Consider the following 19,986-nt stretch of genomic DNA (forward strand, 5'->3'; position numbering starts at 1 on the left):
CTCACCCCTGTCCCACGGTCGAGACGGAGCTAGTGATGTCTTCGACGGCTGCGGCGATCATGTGCGGGTCGCCCCACAGCCCCGTCAACGGGAGCCGGTCGGAGGCGTCGTCGACCAGCGCGGCGCGGTGGCGCACCTGCGCCTCGGTCTCTACCAGGCGCAGCGGCTCCGTTGTGCTCACCCGGTCCACCAGATGGGCGCTGGCGCCCCACCACACCGTGGTCGAGGTGTGGGCATCCAGGCGTTCGGCGGCGGCCTCGGACAGATGGGGGTCGCCGTCGACTCGGATCCAGGTGGCTGTGGCCACAGGAACGCCGTTTCCGATCGGCGCGGGTGGCCACAGGTGGCGCAGGTCCGCCGTCGCACTGGTGGGACGCGGGTGGGGGAAGTGGGGGAACCAGCGGGCGGTGGGGGCGGTGCGTACCACGAACGCACTGGTCCCACCCACGAGTCTGGTGCCGTCCTGGCCGATGTGGACGAGGGCCACGTCGCCGGCCACCGGGTTCCAGCCGCGCAGGGCCAGCGCGGTGGCCACGAGGGTCTTGCCCGCCCCGTGCCCGCCCAACAGCAGAACGGCGCGAGCGCCATCCGGGGTGGTCAGGGCGGTGGCGTGCGCGCACACGGTGTCGTGAGCCAGGTGGAGGCGGTGCAGGTGGGCGTTGATCACTCTGCGGGCCTCGGCCTGCTCGTCCAGGCTGCTCACATCCGCAGCTGCATTGGTGCTGGAGATCGGTACGGGCAGGGTCGCAGGCACCCCGGGGATGTGGGGGGTCAGGGTCGGCCACCATCGCAGCAGACGCTCATCGGCTTTCACCCGCAAGGCACGTTGTGCGCTGGAGAGCTCGAACACCCGGTTCATGAGCGCACCCCCGCAATTGGAGGTATCGCTGCCGACAGCGTCTCCCACACCGGGGCGGTGGGTAGCGCCGCCGGGTCCGGGATGGTCAGATCGAACCCGCCCACGTCAGTGAAGACCTTCTCCCCCCTCGTAGGTGGAAGGGTCGGCGCTCCCCCGGTCAGCCCCAGCAAGTCGCTGGTGTAGAGGCGTTGCACAGGGATGTCGGTAGCGCTCGCCTCGGCCATATTCGATGACTTCACCGTCCAAGGACGGCAGGATGGGACCGGCCCGGGACCGGAGCGGACGTGCACCACCGCTCCCAAGGGAGTCGGTGGCGCGTGGGTGAACCCCAAGGTGTGGTGCTCGGCTAGGCTCAGCACCAGGCGCCTGCGCTGGGGGCCGCCCACCATCCTCCCGATCTGTGCTGGGGCGGGAGTGTTGAGGCCGTGGGGCAGGCACACCCGTGTCGGCCAGCCCACCACGGTCCCGTCCGGGCCGATCATGACCAGGTCATCGGCCAGGAAGGCGGCCCCCAGCTCCTGGCAGGCCCGGTGCGCGAGCGTGGACTTACCGCCCCCCGGTGCCGCTACGAACAGCACGGCAACACCGCCCAGCACCACGGCGGAGGCGTGCAGCATCCGCCACCCGCGCGCCGACAGTCGGGACGCGAAGAAGATCTTGGACAGCCACGCCGACCAGTGCGTCTGGTCGGTGTAGGTGGAGGAGACCACCAGCCGAGTCAGGCGTCGCCCCTGGTCAACCTCGATGGTCACCGGTGCGGATTGGGGCCGGTAGTAGCCCACAGCCCGCAGCCGCCCGTCCTGGTTGCCGGTGATCGTCAGGGCCGGTCCACCCGGGCGCAGCTCCAGCAGTGGCCACTCCCGGCTGTCCTCAAGGACAGGGCGGCCGGGCAGGATGCGCAAGGACCAGTTCGGGTCCGGCCCGGGACGAAGCCGTTCGCACGCCGCCCCCATGGCCGTGATCACGTGCTCGACGTGCCCGGCCTCGGGGGACTCCACCCCCAGCCGCAACCCGTCCAGCAGTAGTTGGACGCCCACGCCACCTCCCACATCATTGGTTTCGAGACGCTGACGCGGGTGGTAACGACCCGCGTTTAGATCACCGCCTCCAGGCTCCCCGGCGACGTTGCGAGGCCGCCAGTGACGATCACGGATGAACACGGACGTTCGCGGGAACCCCTCATGGGGTGAAGGAGGATCCCCCTATGACGACGTCACATCAGACCCCCCGTCCGGTGTGGGCACAGGCCCTGCGTGAGGCCCGTACGGGCCTGGGATGGGACGTGCACCGACTCGCGGTGGAGATGGTGCGAGCCGCCGGCCCCGACGCCACCGCCACCACCGAGTCCCTGACCAGGCGCATCCGGGAATGGGAGGCGGGCCGCAGCGCTATCCGCGAGCGCTACCGTCTGCTGTTGGCCCGGGTACTCCAAGTGGACGACGAGGTGTTCGACGAACAGCCGACGAGAAGCGGCGATACGGCCAGGGTGCGCGCCATCACCTCCAACGTCATCGCATTGGACGAGATGACCGGCAGCGCAGATCTGCTCCCCATGGCAGTGCGTACCGCGCGCTCGGCACACCAGACCTCCCTGGTATCCATGTCCTCGGAGATGGCCTCGGCTGCCGCTGAGGCGTTGCAGGTGGCCGGTTGGTTGGCGTTCGACGCCGACGAGCAGTTGCTGGCCAGGAGGTTGACCAGCGCCTCGGTCCTGACGGCGCGGGCAGGTGGGGATCGCGACGGTGAGCTGTTCGCCTTGACGCAGTTGGCCATGCAGGACGCCCACGAACACCGCCCTGATCAGGCCCGGCAGGTGTGCGAGCATATTCTCGACGAGCAGGTCACTCCGCGGGTACTGGGCCTGTTCGAGTTGCGGTTGGCTCGGGCCGAAGGGCAGGAAGGAACACCTGGCCGGGCGGTGGAGACGCTGCACCGGGCCCGTTCGCGGCTGCGAGGTGAGGCCCAGGACCGTGATCCGCCGTGGGTCTGGTGGATCACGGAGGCGGAACTGGCCTGGCAGGAGGCCATGATCCACGCCGACAACGGCGCCTGGGGCCAGACGGTGGAGTTGTTCGAGACCGCTCTTCAAGGGCGGCCTGCCACCTACCATCGTGGTGCTCTCAACGACGCGTCCCACCTCGCGCATGCTCTGGTGCGGGTGGGGTCATGGCAGGGCGCTCAGAATGTGCTGGCCGGGGCGGTGGTTCCGATGTTGGGCCACATCCGCTCGGGGCGCACGCATGCTCTGCTCGTGCAGGTCCAGCACTTCGCGGAACAAGCCGGAGCGCCAGCATCGGTACGGGAGCTCGCCGACCACGCAGCCTCAGTTCGGTAGCGATCCGCCCCTGGGCAGGGGCCAGATCCTGTTCTCGAACGTGTCGACGGGCTTACAAGCGTAGCTGAGCGGGGGGACGACGGTGGGTGAGCGCCACCGGCTCCGGTCCGCGCCCCAGTCGCCCCGCACAGCAGCTACGGGCTGGAAACACGCTCCGGACAGATGAGGCACCGCCTGGACCACACCCTGGCCCAGGCCACCGTCACCCCAGCCTAACTCGACCTGATCGACGAACGCCTCGTCTGGCTCCTATCAGGAGCTCTTCGCTGGCTATGAGTGTGCGGTGGATGGCGGCCGGAGCCGACCGTCTAGTTCTCCAGGTGCACCGCGGCACCAGAAACCGCGACCAGGTCCTCGACGAAGCCGGGGTAGGAGGTGGCCACTGATCCCCACCCGGAGATCGTGGTCTGCCCGCTGGTGCGGGCCACGGCCGCCACGGCTGCCGCCATCGCGATCCGGTGGTCACCGGCGCTGTCCACCTGACCTGGAGCGAACGCTCCGTCCCCCTGGCCGTGGATGACCATGCTGTCCGGACGCTCCTCAGCCCGCACACCGAACGCCTTGAGCATCGCCACCGTCGAGGCGATCCGGTCGGATTCCTTGACGCGCAGCTCCTCGGCCCCGGAGATGACGGTAGTGCCCTCGGCACCGGCCGCCGCGACGGCCAGCACGGGGATCTCGTCGACGATCCCGGGCACGTCGGCGCCGGTGATCTCCACCCCGCGCAGCGGTGCGGCGACCACGCGCACCGAACCCGTCGCCGCTTCCACCTGGGCGTCAGCGCCCATCCGGCGCAGGATGTTCAGGAAGTCTGCCCGCCCGAACCCGAGGTAGAGCGAGGGGAGTTCGATCTCACCGGCCAGGGCGGCGGCCACGGCCCAGAACGCGGCTTGGGAGGGGTCACCGAGAACGTGGTGCCCGGCTGGTGAGAGGGGGCCGGGGTACACGGTGACCGCGGTGTTGTTGACCTCCACCCGGGCTCCGGCCGCCAGGAGCATCTCTTCGGTGTGGGCGCGGGTCGGGTGTGGCGCGACCACCGTGGTTGGCCTGTCGGCGGACAGCCCGGCCAGCAGCACACAAGACTTGACTTGCGCGGAGGCTTTCGGGAGTTCGTAGGTGATGCCGTTCAAGTCACCGCCGCGGATCACGAGCGGCGCGAGACGGCTCCCATCGCGAGCATCTACCTGTGCGCCCATGAGCCGGAGAGGTTCGGCGACCCGATCCATGGGGCGCTGGCGCAGGTACTGGTCGCCGGTCAGGACGCTGAGCCCGGAGTAGCCGGCACACACCCCGGACAGCAGCCTGATCCCGGTTCCGGCGTTACCGCAGTCGAGAACATCGACGGGTTCGTGGCGGAGCCCGCCGTGCACGACCAAGGTGCCCTCAGCTTGGTCGGTGAACTCCACACCGAACTGGGTCAGCGCGCCCCGGGTGTGGGTGGGGTCCTCTCCTCGGGACAGGCCGGTGATGGTGGAAGTGCCCTGGGCGAGCGCTGACAGAATCAGGGCCCGGTGGCTGATGGACTTGTCACCGGGCACCCGGAGGGTGCCCTTGACCCCACAGGCCGAGGCGGTGACCGACAGGACTGAGTCGTGCATGGGCTCTCGATTCAGTTAGTTGGTCCGGCTCAACCACGTTCTTGGGGGCCGGGGACATGTCCGACGCTAGCGAAGGCGTGCGCCTGACGGAGGGCTTTCGTGCCCAGCGGCCGCTGAGGCTGTTCCTGTTTGAGCGCGCGTAGGATCTCCACGAGCAACGGAGAAGGGCGCGCCCGCCCTTGTAGCCAAGGCGAAGGTTGGCGACCAGGATGCGACCGGCACTCCCACTGCACGCCGGGTCTGTGGCTTTGCCGAGCCGCCCCGGAGGCCAACAAGTTTCCCCTCTCGGGCCTTGCTGACACATCGCAGACCGATCCTGGACAATCGCATGACAGAACGCAGCGAGATGGCTACCGTGACGTTGGACTGCCCCCCAGCTCGGGAAGGCCTGACGTGGGCAAGCACAGCGACCCGGACAGACCCCCAGACCAGCGTGGCGACCCTAAGGACAATGACTCCCAGCACCCCAGCCCGCACGGCGGCGGTGGAGAAAAGCAAGGCAAGTAGTGGTCGATCCCCATATCGAACGGAGGGCAGCGCTGGCTGCCCTCCTTGCTGATTGCGGCATCCTCTCCGACCCGGCCTGGCGCCAAACTCTGGAAAGGGTGCCTCGGCACGACTTCCTTCCCAACACGGTGTGGGGAGAAGACCTCGACGCCGGCGATGGCCGTCTGGTCGCTGTGCCCCGCTCGCATCCGAACTGGTCGCGTTGGGCCTACGATGACGTCTCAGTCATCACTCAGGTCGATGACGGCCGCCCTCTTCGCCCAGACGGGCGGGGTGAGCGGGCCACTTCCTCGGCCTCTCAACCCTCTCTAGTCGTGGAGATGCTCCAAGCCCTTGATGTGGGCGAGGGCATGAGTGTGCTGGAGATCGGTACCGCGACCGGGTACAATTGTGCGCTCCTGTGCGAGCGTCTCGGTGATGGACACGTCACCTCCATCGAGATCGACCCGGTCCTGGCCCGGCAGGCCGAAGCGAATCTGGCCGCAGTCGGCTACCAGCCGCACCTGATGGTGGGGGATGGCGCCTGCGGTGTTGCGGGGCGGGCCCCCTTCGATCGGGTTCTGGCCACGGTCGCGGCCCAGGACATCCCCGGTGCGTGGGTCTCCCAGGCCCGGCCCGGCGGCGTGATCGTCACCCCGTGGGCAACCGGGTTTGCGACCACCGGCCTGCTCCGACTGACTGTGGGGCAGGACCAGACCGCGCGCGGCCGAGTCATCGGCAACGCTCCTTTCATGTGGATGCGCGACCAGCGGGTGCCCCGAGGTGACTGGCGTGAGTACGTTGACGAAGACGCTCCGGACGCTATCGAGTACCGCACCACTTTCGACCCCATGCCGGTCTGCGACGCTGACCCAGGTGGGGGTCTGGCCCTGGCCATCGGGGCGCTCGTTCCCCACTTGAGCACGGTCCGCTACCACGCTGCGGACGATAGCGGCGAGGCGACCGTGTACCTGTACGACCGGCGCGGCTCCTGGGCCCTGGTCGAGTACGTGCCCACCGACGACGATTTCGAGGCTCATCGGGGCGGCCCCCGCGATCTGTGCGCGGAAGTCGACGAGGCTCACCGTGTTTGGAAGGCAGCGGGGAAGCCAAGCCGCGATCGGCTCGGCGTGACCGTCTCGGTCGAAGGCGACCTGCAGGTGTGGGTGGACACACCGCACAACCTGTTGAGGGATCGGCTCCGCGTGGGATGAGAGTGGCGCCGTTGGGGCCCTGCACCAAACCTGTTGGGGAGTAGTCGTGGACAAGGGCACACCCAGTCCTGGGCGTTGTCCTCGGCGGTTCTTGGGGCTTCGCGGAAATGCGTCTGTGCGCTCTCAAGCGCAACTAGCCACCCGCGTTCCGCGTAATTCAGCGTCCTGGAGCGCTGAATCTGGTGCCTGACCTGTGTGGACATGGGTTTGACCGTCTGGAGGGCGTTTCTCTAGGCGGTGACGTTCCCCCTGGTCAGCGGGACGTGGGCTGAAGGTCGAGGACCTGCTTGGGACGAGGGATACCGAGCCTGGCGAGGAGGTCGGTCTGAAGCTTGGTGAGGTCGGTGACCTGCCAGAACGTGCCGGTGGTGCAGGCGTCGTGCTCGGCGACGATGCGCAGCATGTAGGCGGCAGAGAAGGTCCGGCGTTTCGGCTTGGCCGCCGAATCAGTGTTCTTGCTGGTCATGTGGTTGGTGCTCCTGGTGGTCTCTGTCTGTCCAGACATGCGGGGGTGTTTCATCCCAAACTGACAGAGGGGACCTCGGTCGTCAGTGCCTGGAACTTCGCACAGTCGGCCAGTGGCGTGCGTCGGTCTGTGACGAGTAACGTCGCAGTCATGCCTGACATCTGGACCCCCGATGCGTGGGCGGCAGTGCGCAGCACAGTCGAGTGGAATCGCTACCTGGACGAACATCAGGGGCTGTACATCAGCCCGTCCTGGGAGCCCGACGAGCCTTTGATGATGCGCGACGGTAGCGCACTGCATTACAGGCCGGACCGATGGCGGGTCTTCGAGGTCAAGCACACCCACGACACTGTCGTCTCGGTGCTGGAGATGGGCTACAACTACCGCGTGGTGTGTGCTCCCGTGATCCTGCCGACGTCGCTGAGCGGCGGTTGGTGCTATTTCGGGCGCGACTCCACCGTCCTGGCCCGTGCCCTGCACGCGGCCTGGGAGTGGGACCCTGATGCTCAGGACAGCCCCGCCTGGTACGACAAGGACGTCCTTGGCCGTACCGCTCCCCGCGCCAGCGGCACGACCACCGCCGTGCAGGAGTAGCAGGGGCGCCCTCGTTCTGACTATTTGCTGTTGAACCCGCACGAGCTCGACAGGCTCATGCAGCTCTCCCCGCGGCGTTTGGAGACCGTCCGAGCGCCAGGGCCCAAGTCCCTGGCGGTGCCGCGCCTAGACACCAGGTGACGGTCCGAGTCAGCGGCACTGGGGTAGCCGTCAAAACGATTCGATGATTTCGAAAGCGGCGCCCGGCACCCCGCCGCCGACAGCTCGCCCCGGAGCACCACCGCCTCGTCCAAGCCAGTGCCTTCGATCCCGCCTGGTGGGAGGAGGATGCTGGGAGCCCAACGGGATTCTGATTCCAAGGGGCGTGGTCTGATCATGAGGCGAGGGAGCCCATGGTCTTGTTGTGAGGCAACACCTGAACTCCCTCGCCCAAGCACTCTATGCCAGGACCGCACGCCTCCTGAAATACCGCCCGGACCTGTCCCCCTTGCGGCCACAGATCGGCTTCCAACCCCGCCTGTCCGACGCCGACCTCATCACGCCTACGCAAAGCAGCCGGGTTGATCCGCACTCTGATCCGCTCTTTGGCCACCGACACCAGCGTCTGGAGCGACGACGTGTGGGTGGTGGACTCCACCGTCGTGGAGTGCGCACGCTCCCGCGAGACCGTCAAACGCTCCGACCTGGCCGGATGGGCCCAGTACGGATACTGCGCCTCCCACTTCCGGTTCTTCTGGGGGCTCCCGTTGCACCTGGTGTGCACCCTGAGCGGGCTCCCTATCGCTTTCGCCCTGACCGGAGCCAAAGCCGACGAGCGCACCACCCTAATGGGGATGTTCGAAGACGATGCCGACCTGGTCGCCCCTCGGCCCGGCCAAGTGCTGATCGCGGACAAGAACTACTACGGGCGCGACTTCGAGCGTTTCCTGGCCCAAGCGGGCCTGAACCTGTTGTGTCCGGCCCGCAAGGGCGAGCCCTCACGGGCCGGAGCAGCGTTGTTCCGGCCGTTGCGGCAGGTCATCGAGTCGATCAACCAGACCTTCAAGGGCCAGTTGGATCTGGAGCGGCACGGCGGGCGCACCCCGGGCGGGATGATCGCCCGGGTGCTCCAACGCATCTTGGCGCTGACCGCCGCGGTCTGGCACAACGACCACACCGGCCAGCCGGTCCTACGCTCGTTGACGACCTACGATCACTGACCCCTTGGAATTACTCATCTAGGGGCGGGCGAACGGGATAGACACGGCGATCGCGAGCGCACAGGAGACCTTTTCCGAAGCCGTGGACTCTGGTGTAGCCCCCGAAACGCTGCTGCAGGACTGGGCTAAAACTGGCCCGCCCCTGTCCTCGCCGTAGAAGCACAGTTTGCGGGGCGCTCACAGTCCCCTCCTCGCCCCGGGCGGCATCGGTCAGCAACGGCAGTCGTGTCGCTAGAGCCTCCATCGCACTCGACACGAAACACCCAGTGAGTCCCGCCATGCCCCCTCAAGGGCGGGTGGCAATGATGGCTTCGGTTCGTACACGCTCGTGGAACACACCATCCGGAGTGTGCTTGGAGAGGGCCGCGCGTAGATCAGCGTCAAAGGCTGCTTGGTCAGGGCCCAATTGGGCAGGGCTGGAGTAGCTGTAGGAGTACTGGAGATTCACGACTTCGCTCAGGGTGCGGGTGACGGTGCGGTCCCATGAGTGCTTCTCCACGGTTGAGAAGGGAGAGCGGGCCAAGACCTGCTCGTGCCGCTCCTTGGGGTGACTGTAGGTGCCCTTGCCAGCTCGTCGCTGAGGCCCGAGATAGCTGATCCGAACCTCGTCGACCACGGCCTTCCAGTCCGGTGGGTCGATATCACCCGGTGCACCGCCTGAAGCCAGCACTACCCCACCGTCCGGCTCCACAAGAGCGTTGAGGTCCTGAAGGATTTGGTCGCGATCCATCCAGTGGAAGGCCGCTCCCATCACCACGAGGTGTACCGGCGCCAGCTGCATGTGGGGCATGGTGGTGGAGTCGCCCTGGATCCAGGTGATGTTGAACAACCCGCGGCGTTCGGCAGCGGCACGGCCTTCGGCGAGCATCCCTGGCTCAGGGTCGATCGCGACGACTTGTCCGACTCGTTCGGCCAAGGGAAGGGCAAGGACCCCGATGCCGGTACCCAGGTCCATCACCCGAGTGGTGCGGCCTAGGGCGAAGCGATAAGTGAGCAGGTCATAGAGCTTCGGGTCGTACCCAGCTCGGTGATGGTAGTAGGGCGCGGTCGAAGCGAAGAGTGCCGCTGGGTCGTGGTGGCTCATGGTCTCTAGTGTTCCTGGTCAAGGCCGCGGACGAGTTCAGGTCGGGGCCATCGCGAGGGGCCGCCGGCCATCGGTAGCCGAACAGGTCTAGCATGGCCGCCGCCCCGCCCTAGCGAGAACTATGGACACTTTCGGCACCAGTATTGATACACAAAGTGACGAGATCCACGATCCGGTTCCGCTGCATGCACCAGATTTCTCGTGCCACGATCGTGGCATGAACAGCCACCGCACGGCCCCCGACACCCACGCCGTCGCACCGCCCCTGACTCCCGACGCCGAGTCGCTGCGCGCGACGATGGTTGAGCGCATCAAGGAAGGCCAACGCAAACTCGGCGCCCCGCTCCCGCCAGCGGTGGAACGCGCCCTGCGCACAGTACCGCGGCACCTATTCACACCCGGTTGCGAACTGGAGGCCGCCTACGCCGACGGACCGGTCATCACCAAGACCGACGAGCGCGGGGTCAACCTCAGCGCGGTCTCCGCGCCAACGACCATCGTCGGCATGCTCGGCCAACTCGGTGTGGAACCTGGCCAGCGCGTGTTGGAAGTCGGCAGCGGCGGCTACAACGCAGCCCTGTTGGCCGAGTTGGTCGGCCCGGAGGGTGAAGTGACCACGATGGACATCGACGCGGAGGTCGTGGACCGCGCACGGCAGAGCCTGGACCGGGCCGGGTACCGTCTGGTCCGCACCGTGTGCGGAGACGGAGCATTCGCCGCTGCCGAGTTTGGTCCCTACGACCGGTTGATAGTCACCGTGGGAGCTGAGGATATCCCTGCGTCCTGGATCGAGCAGTTGTCCCCAACGGGGCGAATGGTCGTGCCGCTGCGTACACGGGCCCTGATGCGGTCCTGGGCCCTGGACCGCGACGGCGACCGGCTGGTCAGCCGATCCCACCTGATGTGCGGGTTCGTACCGATACAGGGAGTGGGCCACCATCAGCGCAACCGGATCGACCTGCAGGACGGGGCCGTCACATTGTGGACTGACGAGGGCCCTCACATCGAGACTCTGGCGATCGAAGCCGCGATTTCTTCGCCCCGCGCTCAAGCGTGGACGGGCGTGACCCGCAAGCGCGGAGAGCCCTTCGGGGATCAGGACCTGTGGCTGGCGACCACCCTGGACGGGGCGTGCGTGCTCACCGCCACCCAGGGCGCCCTAGACCAAGCAGTAGTGGAACCGTCCTGGCGCCTGGGGACCCCGGCGCTGGTAGACGGAGCGAGCCTGGCCTATCGTGCCAAGCTGCGACCCGTCGCCGACGACGGCCACACACTGGAGTTCGGCGCATTCGCCCACGGCCCCGACGCCCAGCGCCTGGCCGATCTCCTAGCCGAGCGGTTGCGCATATGGAACCATCATGTGCGCGGTCGGCTGCGACCGCAGATGCATGTTTACCCGGTCAGTGCGGCCAATGCTGACCTTCCCAGCGGCTATGTGGTGGACAAGCCGCAGACCCGGATCGTGCTGTCCTGGTCCGGCCCAGCCACCTAAACACCAGGGACGGCTCGTTCTGTTGCGGGGCGCTGCACCGGCTCACCACCAGTCTGAGTGTGACTACGGCACGGTGGTCATCGAGGACCTCAACGCGGCCGGGACAGTCAGGATCCGCCGCCTGGCCCGCCACTTCACCCGGCACCCACGATGGTGCCGGGGTTGTCGTTCAAGAGCTCAGTTGCGCTGGGTGTAGAGCTGCCTGCTCGGCGAGATTTTCGGCTTCGGTGCCAGAGCGCGCACATACCCATCCTCGCCTGTTAGGCGCACAGTCCGCCGACTCCGACATCTACGTGCGGGACGTCTCCGGCCAGACGCTTTGGACGCGCCGGCCGCGCCACACCAACTTCGCGGGTCTCCACGGGGATCAGGGAAGGATGGGTTAACTGGCCTGCCCCTGGGCGGGCACCGACCCTGTGCGCCCCCACCTGGCAACGAACCCGACGCTCTCCTTCCCGGCGATTCTCCGGCACCGGCTGGATAATCTGGTATCCCTCCCTACCCCCAACCGATGGGACCGTTATGACGAACAACAACGCGCCCGCTGAGCCTCCTCGCCCCCACTTGGACACCTCCGTACCCCAATCGGCGCGTGTCTGGAACTACTGGCTGGGCGGAAAGGATAACTACCCGGTCGACCAGGCTGTAGGTGAGGAGATCCGCAGGACCAACCCCCACATCGTGGAAATCGCCGTAGCCGCCCGCGCCTTCCTCGTGCGCGCGGTCACCCATCTGACCCGGGACGTGGGAATTCGCCAGTTCCTCGACGTGGGTACCGGCTTGCCCACCGCGAACAACACCCATGAGGTAGCCCAGTCGATCGCCCCCGAGTCGCGCATCGTCTACACCGACCACGACCCGCTCGTCCTGGCCCACGCGCGAGCCCTACTCGTGGGCACACCGGAGGGTGCGACCGACTACATCGACGCGGATCTGCGCGAGCCGGAGCTGATCCTGCGCGAAGCTGGCAAGACGCTTGACTTCGAGCAGCCCATCGCCCTGATGCTCATGGGGATTGTCGGCCACATCACCGACGATGACCAGGCATATTCCCTCGTCCGCCAGCTCGTGGCGGCCCTGCCGTCTGGGAGCTACCTCGTCCTTTACGACGACACCAACGTCATCCACACCGAGACGATGGAGGAGATGGTGCGGCAATGGAACGAGAGCGGCCAGAACCCGCGCGTGAACCGCACTCCGGAGAAGATCGAGAAGTTCTTCGACGGGCTTGACCTTATGGAGCCGGGCGTGGTGTCGGTGACCCAGTGGCAGCCCAACGCTATTGAGGTAGGCAGGGTCATCGAGGTGGACGACTTCTGCGGAGTGGCCCGAAAGTCCTGATCCGTTCCCAGAATGCATCAGGCGTGCTCGGCCACCACCAGGTAAGGACGCGCCCGCTTTCCTTCTGGTACCGGGTGGGCAGGTGGGTGTTGGGCCCTCCAACGCCCGGCAGTACCTCTACGGCCGGGGCTGCCGTCGCAGGGGTTTGGGGTCTACTCCTGACCGCGGCACCGCGGCCCGCTCAGGCGCACCTGGCGGAATCCAGTGGAAACTACGGCTGCTTCCACACCCACCTGCCGCTCGACAACCGCTGGACGGGCCGGTGAGGCCCTCCAAGCAGACCAACGGCGCACAGGCCGGTTGACCTGCCACAGCGGTGTTCCCGACGCTGTATGGTCGCTGGCCCGGTCCCTGGCCGGTGTCCCGGGCATCGGGGTGCTGACCTACACGCCGATCGGCGCGGGTCTGTGAGGCGCCGGGTTGGGGACGAGGATCACAAGGCTAGAAGCAGGAGGCTGCGCTCAGGCGGTCACGCCAGGTGTTCTTCGCGACATGAGAGTGTGTATCGCCTGTTCGTACACTGCCTGTGCGATGGGAACGGTGTCTAGGAGCACTCGTTCGTTGTCAGCGTGCAGCCCCTCGTAGACGGGGCCGAATCCGGCCGTGGCCGGGATCCCGTGTCCGGCGAGGTAGTTGCCGATGTTCGACGGCCCCGCGACTCTCGCTTCCACCTGAACTCCGTGCGCGGCGGCAGCCCCCACCAGAGCCGACCGTAGAGGCGATTCCTCCGGCAGAGCGTAGGCAGGCCAACGGGTGTGCGCCTCCACCAGGGTCGGTGCGGTGTCCGGCCAGTCCGCATCGACCTTGGCCACCACCGCGGCCACGAGATCTGCGGCCTCGTCTTCTGTGAAGGCCGCAGTGGTGCGCACGTCCACGTTGACCGTGCACAGGTCCGGCACCACCGAGAAGCCCTGCCCTGCCTCGATCGCGGTCACGGTCAGCTTGCCTGGCCCGAATCCGTCGGCCGGCCCCGGCAGCGGCTCACCTTCCAGCGCCCGGATCATCGCGGAGGCCTTGCTGATGGCGTTGGCCGTCGACCGGCTTCCGCCCGAGTGCGAGGCCACGCCGTGCACCCGCAGCCGCACCCGGTACACGCCCCGCCCGCCGATGACGAGCTTGTCCATGCCGGGGTAGCCGATCATGACCCCGCCGATGTCGGTGGGAGTGTCCTGTGCGGCGAAGTAGCGTTTGGCCCCGCCGAAGTTGCCGGTGTGTTCGTCCAGGTCGAACAGGAGCGCCAGGTCCCCGCGCAGGGACTCGGCTTGGGTTCGTATGTGCGCGGCCAGGTGGCAGAACATAGCGACCGCGACCTTGGAGTCGGCGGCTCCGCGGCCCCACAGCCAGCCGTCCTGTACCGCGCCGCTGGTGGGCGGGTGTGTCCAGGCTGCCTCATCGCCGAACGGCGCGGTGTCCAGACAGGCGTCCAGCACCCACGTTGGTCCCGGGTGCTGGCCGTGGACACGCGCGGTGAGGGCGACGGCCGCGCCGGTGCCATCGCTCAGCACCTTGGGGTGTAGATCGTGCTCGTCCATCCAACCGCTCAGGTGGGCGATGGCGTCGTCGTAGGTGTCGCTCCCGCCGCGGGTGGGGATGCGCACCAGGTCCCGGGTCAACGCCAGGACCGAGTCCAGGTCGGCCTGGGCTCGGCGCAAAGCGGGTGAAGTGTAAGGGGCGATCATGCGGGGTCCCGGTGGTGTGAGGCAGTGGGATCGAGCTGGTCCAGGGCGTCGGGGGTTTCTACCCGTGTGGCGGCGGCGTAGCACTGGCGGGCGTGGTCCAGGAGCCGTGCGGCGGACTGCGGGCCCAGCAGCACACCGGAGTCGAACCCGTAGGCGCTGGTGAGGGAGGGGATGGGGACGACGGCGGCGTGCTCGGAGGCGACGAAGAACCGTTCGGGCGTGTCCTGCTCGGGGCGGATGAGGCCGATGCTACACCGTTGACCACCTCGCCGCCCTCATCCCCGGCACGCCGATCGGAGAAGCTGCATGATCTGCTTGGCTATCGACTTGAGCCTTTGCACCACGCCCGCGCCCGATCCCCAGGACATCGGGGAGGCCATGCACGCCACCGCGCAACGGCTCGGAGTGCGGGTGCTTCTGGATGCCCCCGTCCAGTACCCCGACCACGGCATCACCTACATGATGGCGTTGGCCGAATCCCACCTGGTCGTATCCACATGGCCTGAACATCACGTGGTCCAAGTCGACCTAGTCTCCTGCCGTGCCGACACCGAACCCGCGACAGCGATAGAACCCCTGTTGGCCCTGTTCGGGGCTCAACACACCACCATCCGAAGCATCCCCCGATGGAACCCGAACCCGGTGCCTGTAGCCGCCTGAGCGGCCCACGGACGCCACCCCCACTTCGCAGCTACCGTGGGTCGGTCCTGACCATCCGACCCACGAGGACCACTCATGACCAACCCCACCACCAACCTGCTTGAATACTGGGACCGGTACGCGAAAGGCATCACCACCGAACCCGATCTGGATACGGCGTTCGGGTGGACCCAGTGGGATGGGCACGGCCCCGGGACGGACCTTCTCGGCGATCCTGCCACTGCATTGGAACTGGGGTGCGGCCGCGGGATCGAGGTCGCCTCGCTCGCGCGTGAGGGGGTCAAAGCCGAAGGCATCGACATCTCCCCCGCCCAGGTGCAGCAGGCGCGGGAGCGGTGGGGGCCATTGGGAACCCGCTTCCACCAGGGCGACGCGATCGAGTTTCTGGGAGGAGCCGAGCAGCGGTGGGATGCGATCTACTCGGTATGGGGTGCGATCTGGTTCACCGACCCGACGGTGCTTTTGCCCCTGGTGCACGCCAGGCTCACCCGTGGCGGCCGATTGGTGTTCGCGCACGCCCCAGCCGTCACCGGCGCCTACGGGGTGCAGGGCATGTACGCGAATGGATTTCGGGGCCGGGATGTAGGCGTTCACCGATGGGCGTATGAGCCGCAGGTCTGGGAGGAGCTGCTCCAGGTGGCAGGTTTCACCGGGGCTCGGGTGTGGGTGGAGCCAGCACCGGAGGCGGACCACGTGGGCACTCTGATCGGGGTGGCTCACCGCTGATATCGCGAACAGCGCCGGTACAGCCCCGGCGCGTGCGAGGATCAAGGCGGGCGAGAAGGACCCGCTTGCCCACCCCTGTCCCCTGTAGCCCGGGCAAGGATGTGTGCAGACCCTGCGGTCCGCTGTCCGGCTGCGGCCCACGGCACTGAGGAGACGCAGATGGACACGCGCATCATCGATCTTATCCATCCCCATACCGGTCAGATTTCCTCGGTGGAGCCGATCGAGGGTGGCTTCGGGGTCTCCACCACCGCCCTGGTCGAGGCCAAGCTCGGCCGGTTCTTCGTGAAAGCGACCCCCAACCGTGAGGGTGGCCACCTGGATGCTGCTCGCCGGGAGGCTCTGGTCGGACCTTTCTTGGCCGGTGTGGCTCCCGCCTTCCGGTTCTGCGCCGAAGACCCCACGTGGGTGGTGATCGGCGTCGACGCACTTAACGCACGCCCCACCGACTTCACGCCGGATTCGGCCGACCTTGCGGTACTCGTGCAGGCCCTGGACCGCATCACCGCACTCGGTCTACCGGCCGTGGCTCAGGACTGGGTGGACACACGCTGGGACCGGTTTGCTACCCCCGAGGAGATTCCGTACCTGCGCGGACAGGCGCTCACCCACGCCGATCTTCACGGCCGGAACATCCTGGTCGACGGCCAGGGGCGGGCGTGGGTGGTGGACTGGGAGTGGCCCACGTGTGCTTCGGCGGCGCTCATGCCGACGAGTTTGGCGGTGCAGCTGGTCTCGGCCGGCCACTCGCCGAAGGGGGCGCAGACCTGGGTGGAGCAGACTACTGCGTGGTCGGCTGCTACAGCGGAGGAGTTGCGGGTGTGCGCGGCGGTCACCGCCCGAATGCAGGACTCCTTCGCGAAGCGTTGGCCGGAAGAACAGTGGCTTACGGCGATGGCTGATGCCGCCGACGCCTGGGCTGAGCATCTGAGCTGACCGAAGGTCGCAGCTCAGGGCGTAGGCCTCCACCGGGTTGGTGGAGGCCTACGTTGAGACTCCCCCGGTTGCTCCCACCATCCCCCAGGGTCGGGAGTCCACCCCGCGCGATGCTCGACGTAGGCGCGGGTGCGCCTCCTTGGCCCAGGCCGGGTGCCGGGGGAGGATGCGGCTATGCGTGTGCGTGCTGCTGTACCCCGCGATGGCCTGGGAATCGCCGACCTTATCGGGCGCGCAGCCCCGCACTTCGACACCAGGGGCTACGCCCAGGGGCACTGGCCCGACGGTGCGGTGGTGCTGGTCGCGCTCGATGCCGGCCACGTCGTGGGCGTGCTTGAGGGTGTGCTCGATGGGGTCTACGGGGGTCCCGGCGCGCCGGCCCCGCCACCGCACGGCTACATCCTTGCCGTGGTTGTAGACCACGAGTGGCGGCAGCTGGGTGTGGGCAGCGCGCTGGTCGAGGCGTTCATGCGTATGGCGCGCGCCGAGGAGATCAGCTGGGTGTTTCTCGTCCCCAAGCAGGGCGGGCATGCTCCTGAGAGGGCGGAGTTCTTCCGCGCGTGCGGGTTCACGCCGGTGGACGACCTCGGTGAGGAGGTAGCGGCGCTGGGACGGTGGACCTAGCAGCCGCGCAGCAGTTCGGTCGAACCTGCGCAGACACCCCCGCAAGCATCGGTGAGTCGCATCGGATAAGTCTCGGGGCCGCCGCATGGTCCGGACACCATGCGGGGTGAGCCTGCTTTACGATCACGGCGGCGTCCATACCTGGTAGTCGACCCTCAGCTGGTCAAGGAGCTCACTGATCTGGTCGCGGTCCAGGCTCTGCGCACCACGGTCAGAAATCAACCTCTGCGCGAGGCGGCCCACCGCCTCCCACACCTGGGGCTGCTCCAGCAGTGAGAGTGCGTCCCGTTGAGCTTGGGAGCGCAGCACGAGCCAGCCGCGACGCTGAAGGTCAGCCACGGTTTGATCAACGGGGTAGGCATACGCGAGCTCCATCGCGATACGGATCCGCTCCTCAACCCCCACCTCCGCGAGCAGGCGCAGCACGGCCTGGAGCCCTGCGATCTGGTGCACAGCGGTGAGCTGGGCGTCCATAGTTTCCCGGGCAAGACGCACCTGCCCGAGGCTTTCCCGGGCGGCCCTGGGGTCGAACTCGATTCCCTCGACTGCCAGACCGCACTGGTGCAGGGTGACCGCGCGGGCAGCAGCGGCGTAAGCTTGGCACTGGTCTAGGACGGATTGGTCCAGCTGGTAACGGAGCTTCAGCCAGGAGGAAACACCTTGCCCTTCGTGGGCTTCCTCGGCCGCGCTGACCGCGACGACCTGTCGGGGATCGATCGAGACCTGAGCTCCCGGCGCTATCTGGATCGGCAGCAGCCCGATCTCCGGGTCAGGCTGCTCGATTACCCCGATGATGTCACTTTCTTCTTGGCCGAAGCTGACCCGCACCCTGTCCGTGCCCCACTTGCGGTGGAGTGCCAGGGACCGGTCCGGCGGGGGGTCAGCGGTGGGTGCAGCTCCCGAAGGGTCTGGCGGTGGTGTCATGTGTCACAGCCTGTCGTGAGGAAGGGGATGGTTGCTACGGGGAAGCAGAACCCCCAGAGGGTGGTCAGTTCTTGGCGGCCTGGCGGCGCTCGTAGGCCTCCAGGACCTCAGAAGGGTTCAGCGGGGAGGGCACCCACTTTACTTCGACCTCGGTCTGCCCGCGTTGGATCGCGATCTCCTGCTCGGACAGGTACTCCTCCGGGATGTCGAACTCGCCATCGCGGGCACCCAGGACGAAGGCTTCCCACTCGGCGGGGGTGAAGAACAGGATGCCCTTCTCCGGTGCCTTGCCGTCGCGCACGGCGCGGTAGCCGTCGTCGAACTCGGCGACCTCCACGATGGCTTCAGCGTCCGGGTTGGACAGGGACGAGCGCATCCAGAGCGCGTCAGTAGTGTCGTGCCACTTCTCGTTGCCCATAGCTTCGGGCGGCAGGTCCTGACGGGTGTGCTGGTCGGTCATGTCGCTCCTACTATGAGCATGTACAAGGGGTAGCTTGGAGGATCCGGACGCGATCGGGCCCCGCCACCTCGTTTGGCGGGGCCCGTTAACTGTGGGGTGTTACTTGCCGCAGACCGCGCTGATCAGGGCGGTCCATTCAGTGGCGGGTACGTCGAGGTGTCCCAAGGTCCGGTTCTGGGTGTCCCGAACCCCGGTTACCTCGCCTTCCGCTACCTCTACGCAGCTACCGCTGCCGCTGCTGTAGCTGGCCTTGTGCCAGGGCCGTTCATCATTCATCGTCGTCCACCATTCCATGCAGCATCCGGAGACTGACTGCCTCTGGGAGAGCCTCGCCTTGAAGTAGACCGAAACTGGTCGCGCACTCCCGATAGCGGTCAGCGTCAGAGATCACCGTCTCCCCGGTCATGTACTCCGCAGAAGCCACGGGCGGCTTCCCAGAGAAGGTGTACAGACGGAACGGTCCGCCACTCCCATAGTGGCGCCCGGTCTCCCGGGGGATGATCTGCACACGTACCTTACCGGTCTCAGCATCGGCCAACAGCCGCCGCCACTGGTCACGGAGCAAGGCTTTGCCGCGCCCGCCGACTTCCTGGTGCAAGACAGCCTCAGTGATGATGAGGATGATCAGTGGCCGTGGATCCTTCTCTAGGACCTTCTGGCGGGTCATCCGCGCCTGCACCATGTGGTCGATCCGGTGCTGTCCCATGCCCGGGAAAATGTCCTCGAACATCGCATGGGCGTACGCTTCGGTCTGCACCAAGCCAGGTATCAACAGGGGTTGGTATTCGCGTATTTCGAGAGCCGTTTCCTCTAGGACCGGCAGTTCAACGAACCTCATCGGGGCATGAGCCTGCCTGCTGGCCTTCTCCCATTCCGCGACGATGTTCCCGTTTGCGTTGAGCACCTCGTCGATCCTGAGAACGTACCTCTCCTCGGGCCTACGGACTCCGTTCTCCCAATTGGAGTAGTGACTCGCGGCTACTCCCACCTTCCGGGCTGCCTCGGCTTGACGAAGCTTCGGGGAGGCATTCCCGCGGTGCTCCTTCATGGCTTGACCGAACGCAGACCACGCAGGATCTGGTGCCTTCCTGCCCATGACACTCCCTTCACTTCGCCAGAATATCACTGACTTCACAGGGAGTTCGCCACCGCGGCAAGAATCTATGCCATGTATTCAATCTATAGGCCATCGGGCGAAGGCTCTTGTGGCACTGGTTTCACGGCTCATCCCAATCGGGGGTGTAGGAGTTGGGGTCCGAAGCCGCCGGTCTCGAGCAGGCTTCGGGCGATGTAGTTGGTCAGGTTGCGGAACCCGAGTGCGGAGCCGCGCAGGTGTTCGAGCCGTCCG

The 19,986-nt window shown here is 67.0% G+C and carries 19 protein-coding genes and 1 pseudogene; 10 read left to right on the forward strand and 10 right to left on the reverse strand.

Annotated elements, in window-relative coordinates; all coding sequences use genetic code 11:
- Position 1: 1 nt before the first annotated feature.
- Positions 2–859 (reverse strand): hypothetical protein, encoded by an 858-nt coding sequence (locus tag ACYVD1_RS16280; RefSeq protein ID WP_460773046.1) that lies wholly within the window; start codon positions 857–859, stop codon positions 2–4.
- Positions 856–1,896 carry a hypothetical protein gene (locus tag ACYVD1_RS16285; protein ID WP_460773049.1) on the reverse strand — a complete coding sequence of 347 codons (1,041 nt, stop codon included), beginning with the start codon at positions 1,894–1,896 and terminating at the stop codon, positions 856–858. Before ACYVD1_RS16285 ends, ACYVD1_RS16280 begins: the two co-directional genes overlap by 4 nt.
- Before the next feature lie 167 nt (positions 1,897–2,063).
- Here ACYVD1_RS16285 and ACYVD1_RS16290 point away from each other — a divergent pair, with 167 nt between their 5' ends.
- Positions 2,064–3,194, forward strand: coding sequence for a DNA-binding protein (locus ACYVD1_RS16290; protein ID WP_460773051.1), 1,131 nt, complete (start codon positions 2,064–2,066; stop codon positions 3,192–3,194).
- 308 nt (positions 3,195–3,502) lie between these two features.
- Here the strand turns inward: ACYVD1_RS16290 and aroA are convergent, their stop codons facing one another.
- Positions 3,503–4,792, reverse strand: coding sequence for a 3-phosphoshikimate 1-carboxyvinyltransferase (gene aroA / locus ACYVD1_RS16295; RefSeq protein WP_460773055.1), 1,290 nt, complete (start codon positions 4,790–4,792; stop codon positions 3,503–3,505).
- 680 nt (positions 4,793–5,472) lie between these two features.
- On the opposite strand from aroA, the gene ACYVD1_RS16300 reads away from it, so the two are divergent.
- A complete protein-coding gene (locus tag ACYVD1_RS16300; RefSeq protein ID WP_460773091.1) occupies positions 5,473–6,492 on the forward strand; it encodes a methyltransferase domain-containing protein in 1,020 nt (339 codons plus the stop codon).
- Positions 6,493–6,745: 253 nt separating this feature from the next.
- Here ACYVD1_RS16300 and ACYVD1_RS16305 read toward each other — a convergent pair whose 3' ends face one another.
- Entirely contained in the window at positions 6,746–6,997 is a 252-nt protein-coding gene (locus ACYVD1_RS16305; RefSeq protein WP_460773093.1) for a hypothetical protein, read from the reverse strand.
- Between the two features lie 111 nt (positions 6,998–7,108).
- On the opposite strand from ACYVD1_RS16305, the gene ACYVD1_RS16310 reads away from it, so the two are divergent.
- Positions 7,109–7,552: a hypothetical protein gene (locus tag ACYVD1_RS16310; protein WP_460773058.1), complete on the forward strand. Its 444-nt coding sequence runs from the start codon at positions 7,109–7,111 to the stop codon at positions 7,550–7,552.
- Between the two features lie 364 nt (positions 7,553–7,916).
- Positions 7,917–8,712: pseudogene (locus tag ACYVD1_RS16315) on the forward strand (IS982 family transposase).
- Between the two features lie 286 nt (positions 8,713–8,998).
- Here ACYVD1_RS16315 and ACYVD1_RS16320 read toward each other — a convergent pair.
- Positions 8,999–9,796, reverse strand: a complete 798-nt coding sequence (locus tag ACYVD1_RS16320; protein WP_460773061.1) for a class I SAM-dependent methyltransferase — start codon at positions 9,794–9,796, stop codon at positions 8,999–9,001.
- Between the two features lie 217 nt (positions 9,797–10,013).
- Between ACYVD1_RS16320 and fxlM the strand changes: the two genes are divergently transcribed.
- Together fxlM and ACYVD1_RS16330 are read left to right on the forward strand one after the other, a co-directional pair.
- Positions 10,014–11,288 carry a methyltransferase, FxLD system gene (fxlM, locus tag ACYVD1_RS16325; protein WP_460773064.1) on the forward strand — a complete coding sequence of 425 codons (1,275 nt, stop codon included), beginning with the start codon at positions 10,014–10,016 and terminating at the stop codon, positions 11,286–11,288.
- Between the two features lie 522 nt (positions 11,289–11,810).
- Complete coding sequence (locus ACYVD1_RS16330; RefSeq protein ID WP_460773067.1) at positions 11,811–12,629, forward strand: SAM-dependent methyltransferase; 819 nt, start codon at positions 11,811–11,813, stop codon at positions 12,627–12,629.
- A gap of 461 nt (positions 12,630–13,090) precedes the next feature.
- Here ACYVD1_RS16330 and ACYVD1_RS16335 read toward each other — a convergent pair whose 3' ends face one another.
- Positions 13,091–14,281, reverse strand: coding sequence for a M20 family metallopeptidase (locus tag ACYVD1_RS16335; protein ID WP_460773069.1), 1,191 nt, complete (start codon positions 14,279–14,281; stop codon positions 13,091–13,093).
- A gap of 333 nt (positions 14,282–14,614) precedes the next feature.
- On the opposite strand from ACYVD1_RS16335, the gene speD reads away from it, so the two are divergent.
- The 4 genes from speD (at position 14,615) to ACYVD1_RS16355 (ending at position 17,254) form a co-directional block, all read left to right on the forward strand.
- Positions 14,615–14,968 carry an S-adenosylmethionine decarboxylase gene (gene speD / locus ACYVD1_RS16340; RefSeq protein ID WP_460773071.1) on the forward strand — a complete coding sequence of 118 codons (354 nt, stop codon included), beginning with the start codon at positions 14,615–14,617 and terminating at the stop codon, positions 14,966–14,968.
- A 75-nt stretch (positions 14,969–15,043) separates the two neighbouring features.
- The gene (locus ACYVD1_RS16345; RefSeq protein WP_460773073.1) at positions 15,044–15,694 is read left to right on the forward strand and encodes a class I SAM-dependent methyltransferase; all 651 of its coding nucleotides are present in this window, start codon (positions 15,044–15,046) and stop codon (positions 15,692–15,694) included.
- Between the two features lie 159 nt (positions 15,695–15,853).
- Positions 15,854–16,630 (forward strand): protein kinase, encoded by a 777-nt coding sequence (locus ACYVD1_RS16350; RefSeq protein ID WP_460773075.1) that lies wholly within the window; start codon positions 15,854–15,856, stop codon positions 16,628–16,630.
- Positions 16,631–16,804: 174 nt separating this feature from the next.
- Positions 16,805–17,254, forward strand: a complete 450-nt coding sequence (locus tag ACYVD1_RS16355) for a GNAT family N-acetyltransferase (RefSeq protein WP_460773078.1) — start codon at positions 16,805–16,807, stop codon at positions 17,252–17,254.
- A 123-nt stretch (positions 17,255–17,377) separates the two neighbouring features.
- Here ACYVD1_RS16355 and ACYVD1_RS16360 read toward each other — a convergent pair whose 3' ends face one another.
- The 4 genes from ACYVD1_RS16360 to ACYVD1_RS16375 all read right to left on the reverse strand — a co-directional run bounded on the left by ACYVD1_RS16360 (position 17,378) and on the right by ACYVD1_RS16375 (position 19,734).
- Complete coding sequence (locus ACYVD1_RS16360; protein ID WP_460773081.1) at positions 17,378–18,178, reverse strand: hypothetical protein; 801 nt, start codon at positions 18,176–18,178, stop codon at positions 17,378–17,380.
- A gap of 64 nt (positions 18,179–18,242) precedes the next feature.
- Positions 18,243–18,638, reverse strand: a complete 396-nt coding sequence (locus tag ACYVD1_RS16365) for a DUF397 domain-containing protein (protein WP_460773084.1) — start codon at positions 18,636–18,638, stop codon at positions 18,243–18,245.
- Between the two features lie 99 nt (positions 18,639–18,737).
- Positions 18,738–18,914, reverse strand: a complete 177-nt coding sequence (locus ACYVD1_RS16370; protein WP_460773087.1) for a DUF397 domain-containing protein — start codon at positions 18,912–18,914, stop codon at positions 18,738–18,740.
- Positions 18,907–19,734 (reverse strand): helix-turn-helix domain-containing protein, encoded by an 828-nt coding sequence (locus tag ACYVD1_RS16375; RefSeq protein ID WP_460773089.1) that lies wholly within the window; start codon positions 19,732–19,734, stop codon positions 18,907–18,909. Before ACYVD1_RS16375 ends, ACYVD1_RS16370 begins: the two co-directional genes overlap by 8 nt.
- Between the last annotated feature and the right edge of the window lie 252 nt (positions 19,735–19,986).

Source organism: Nocardiopsis nanhaiensis (genome assembly GCF_054778635.1).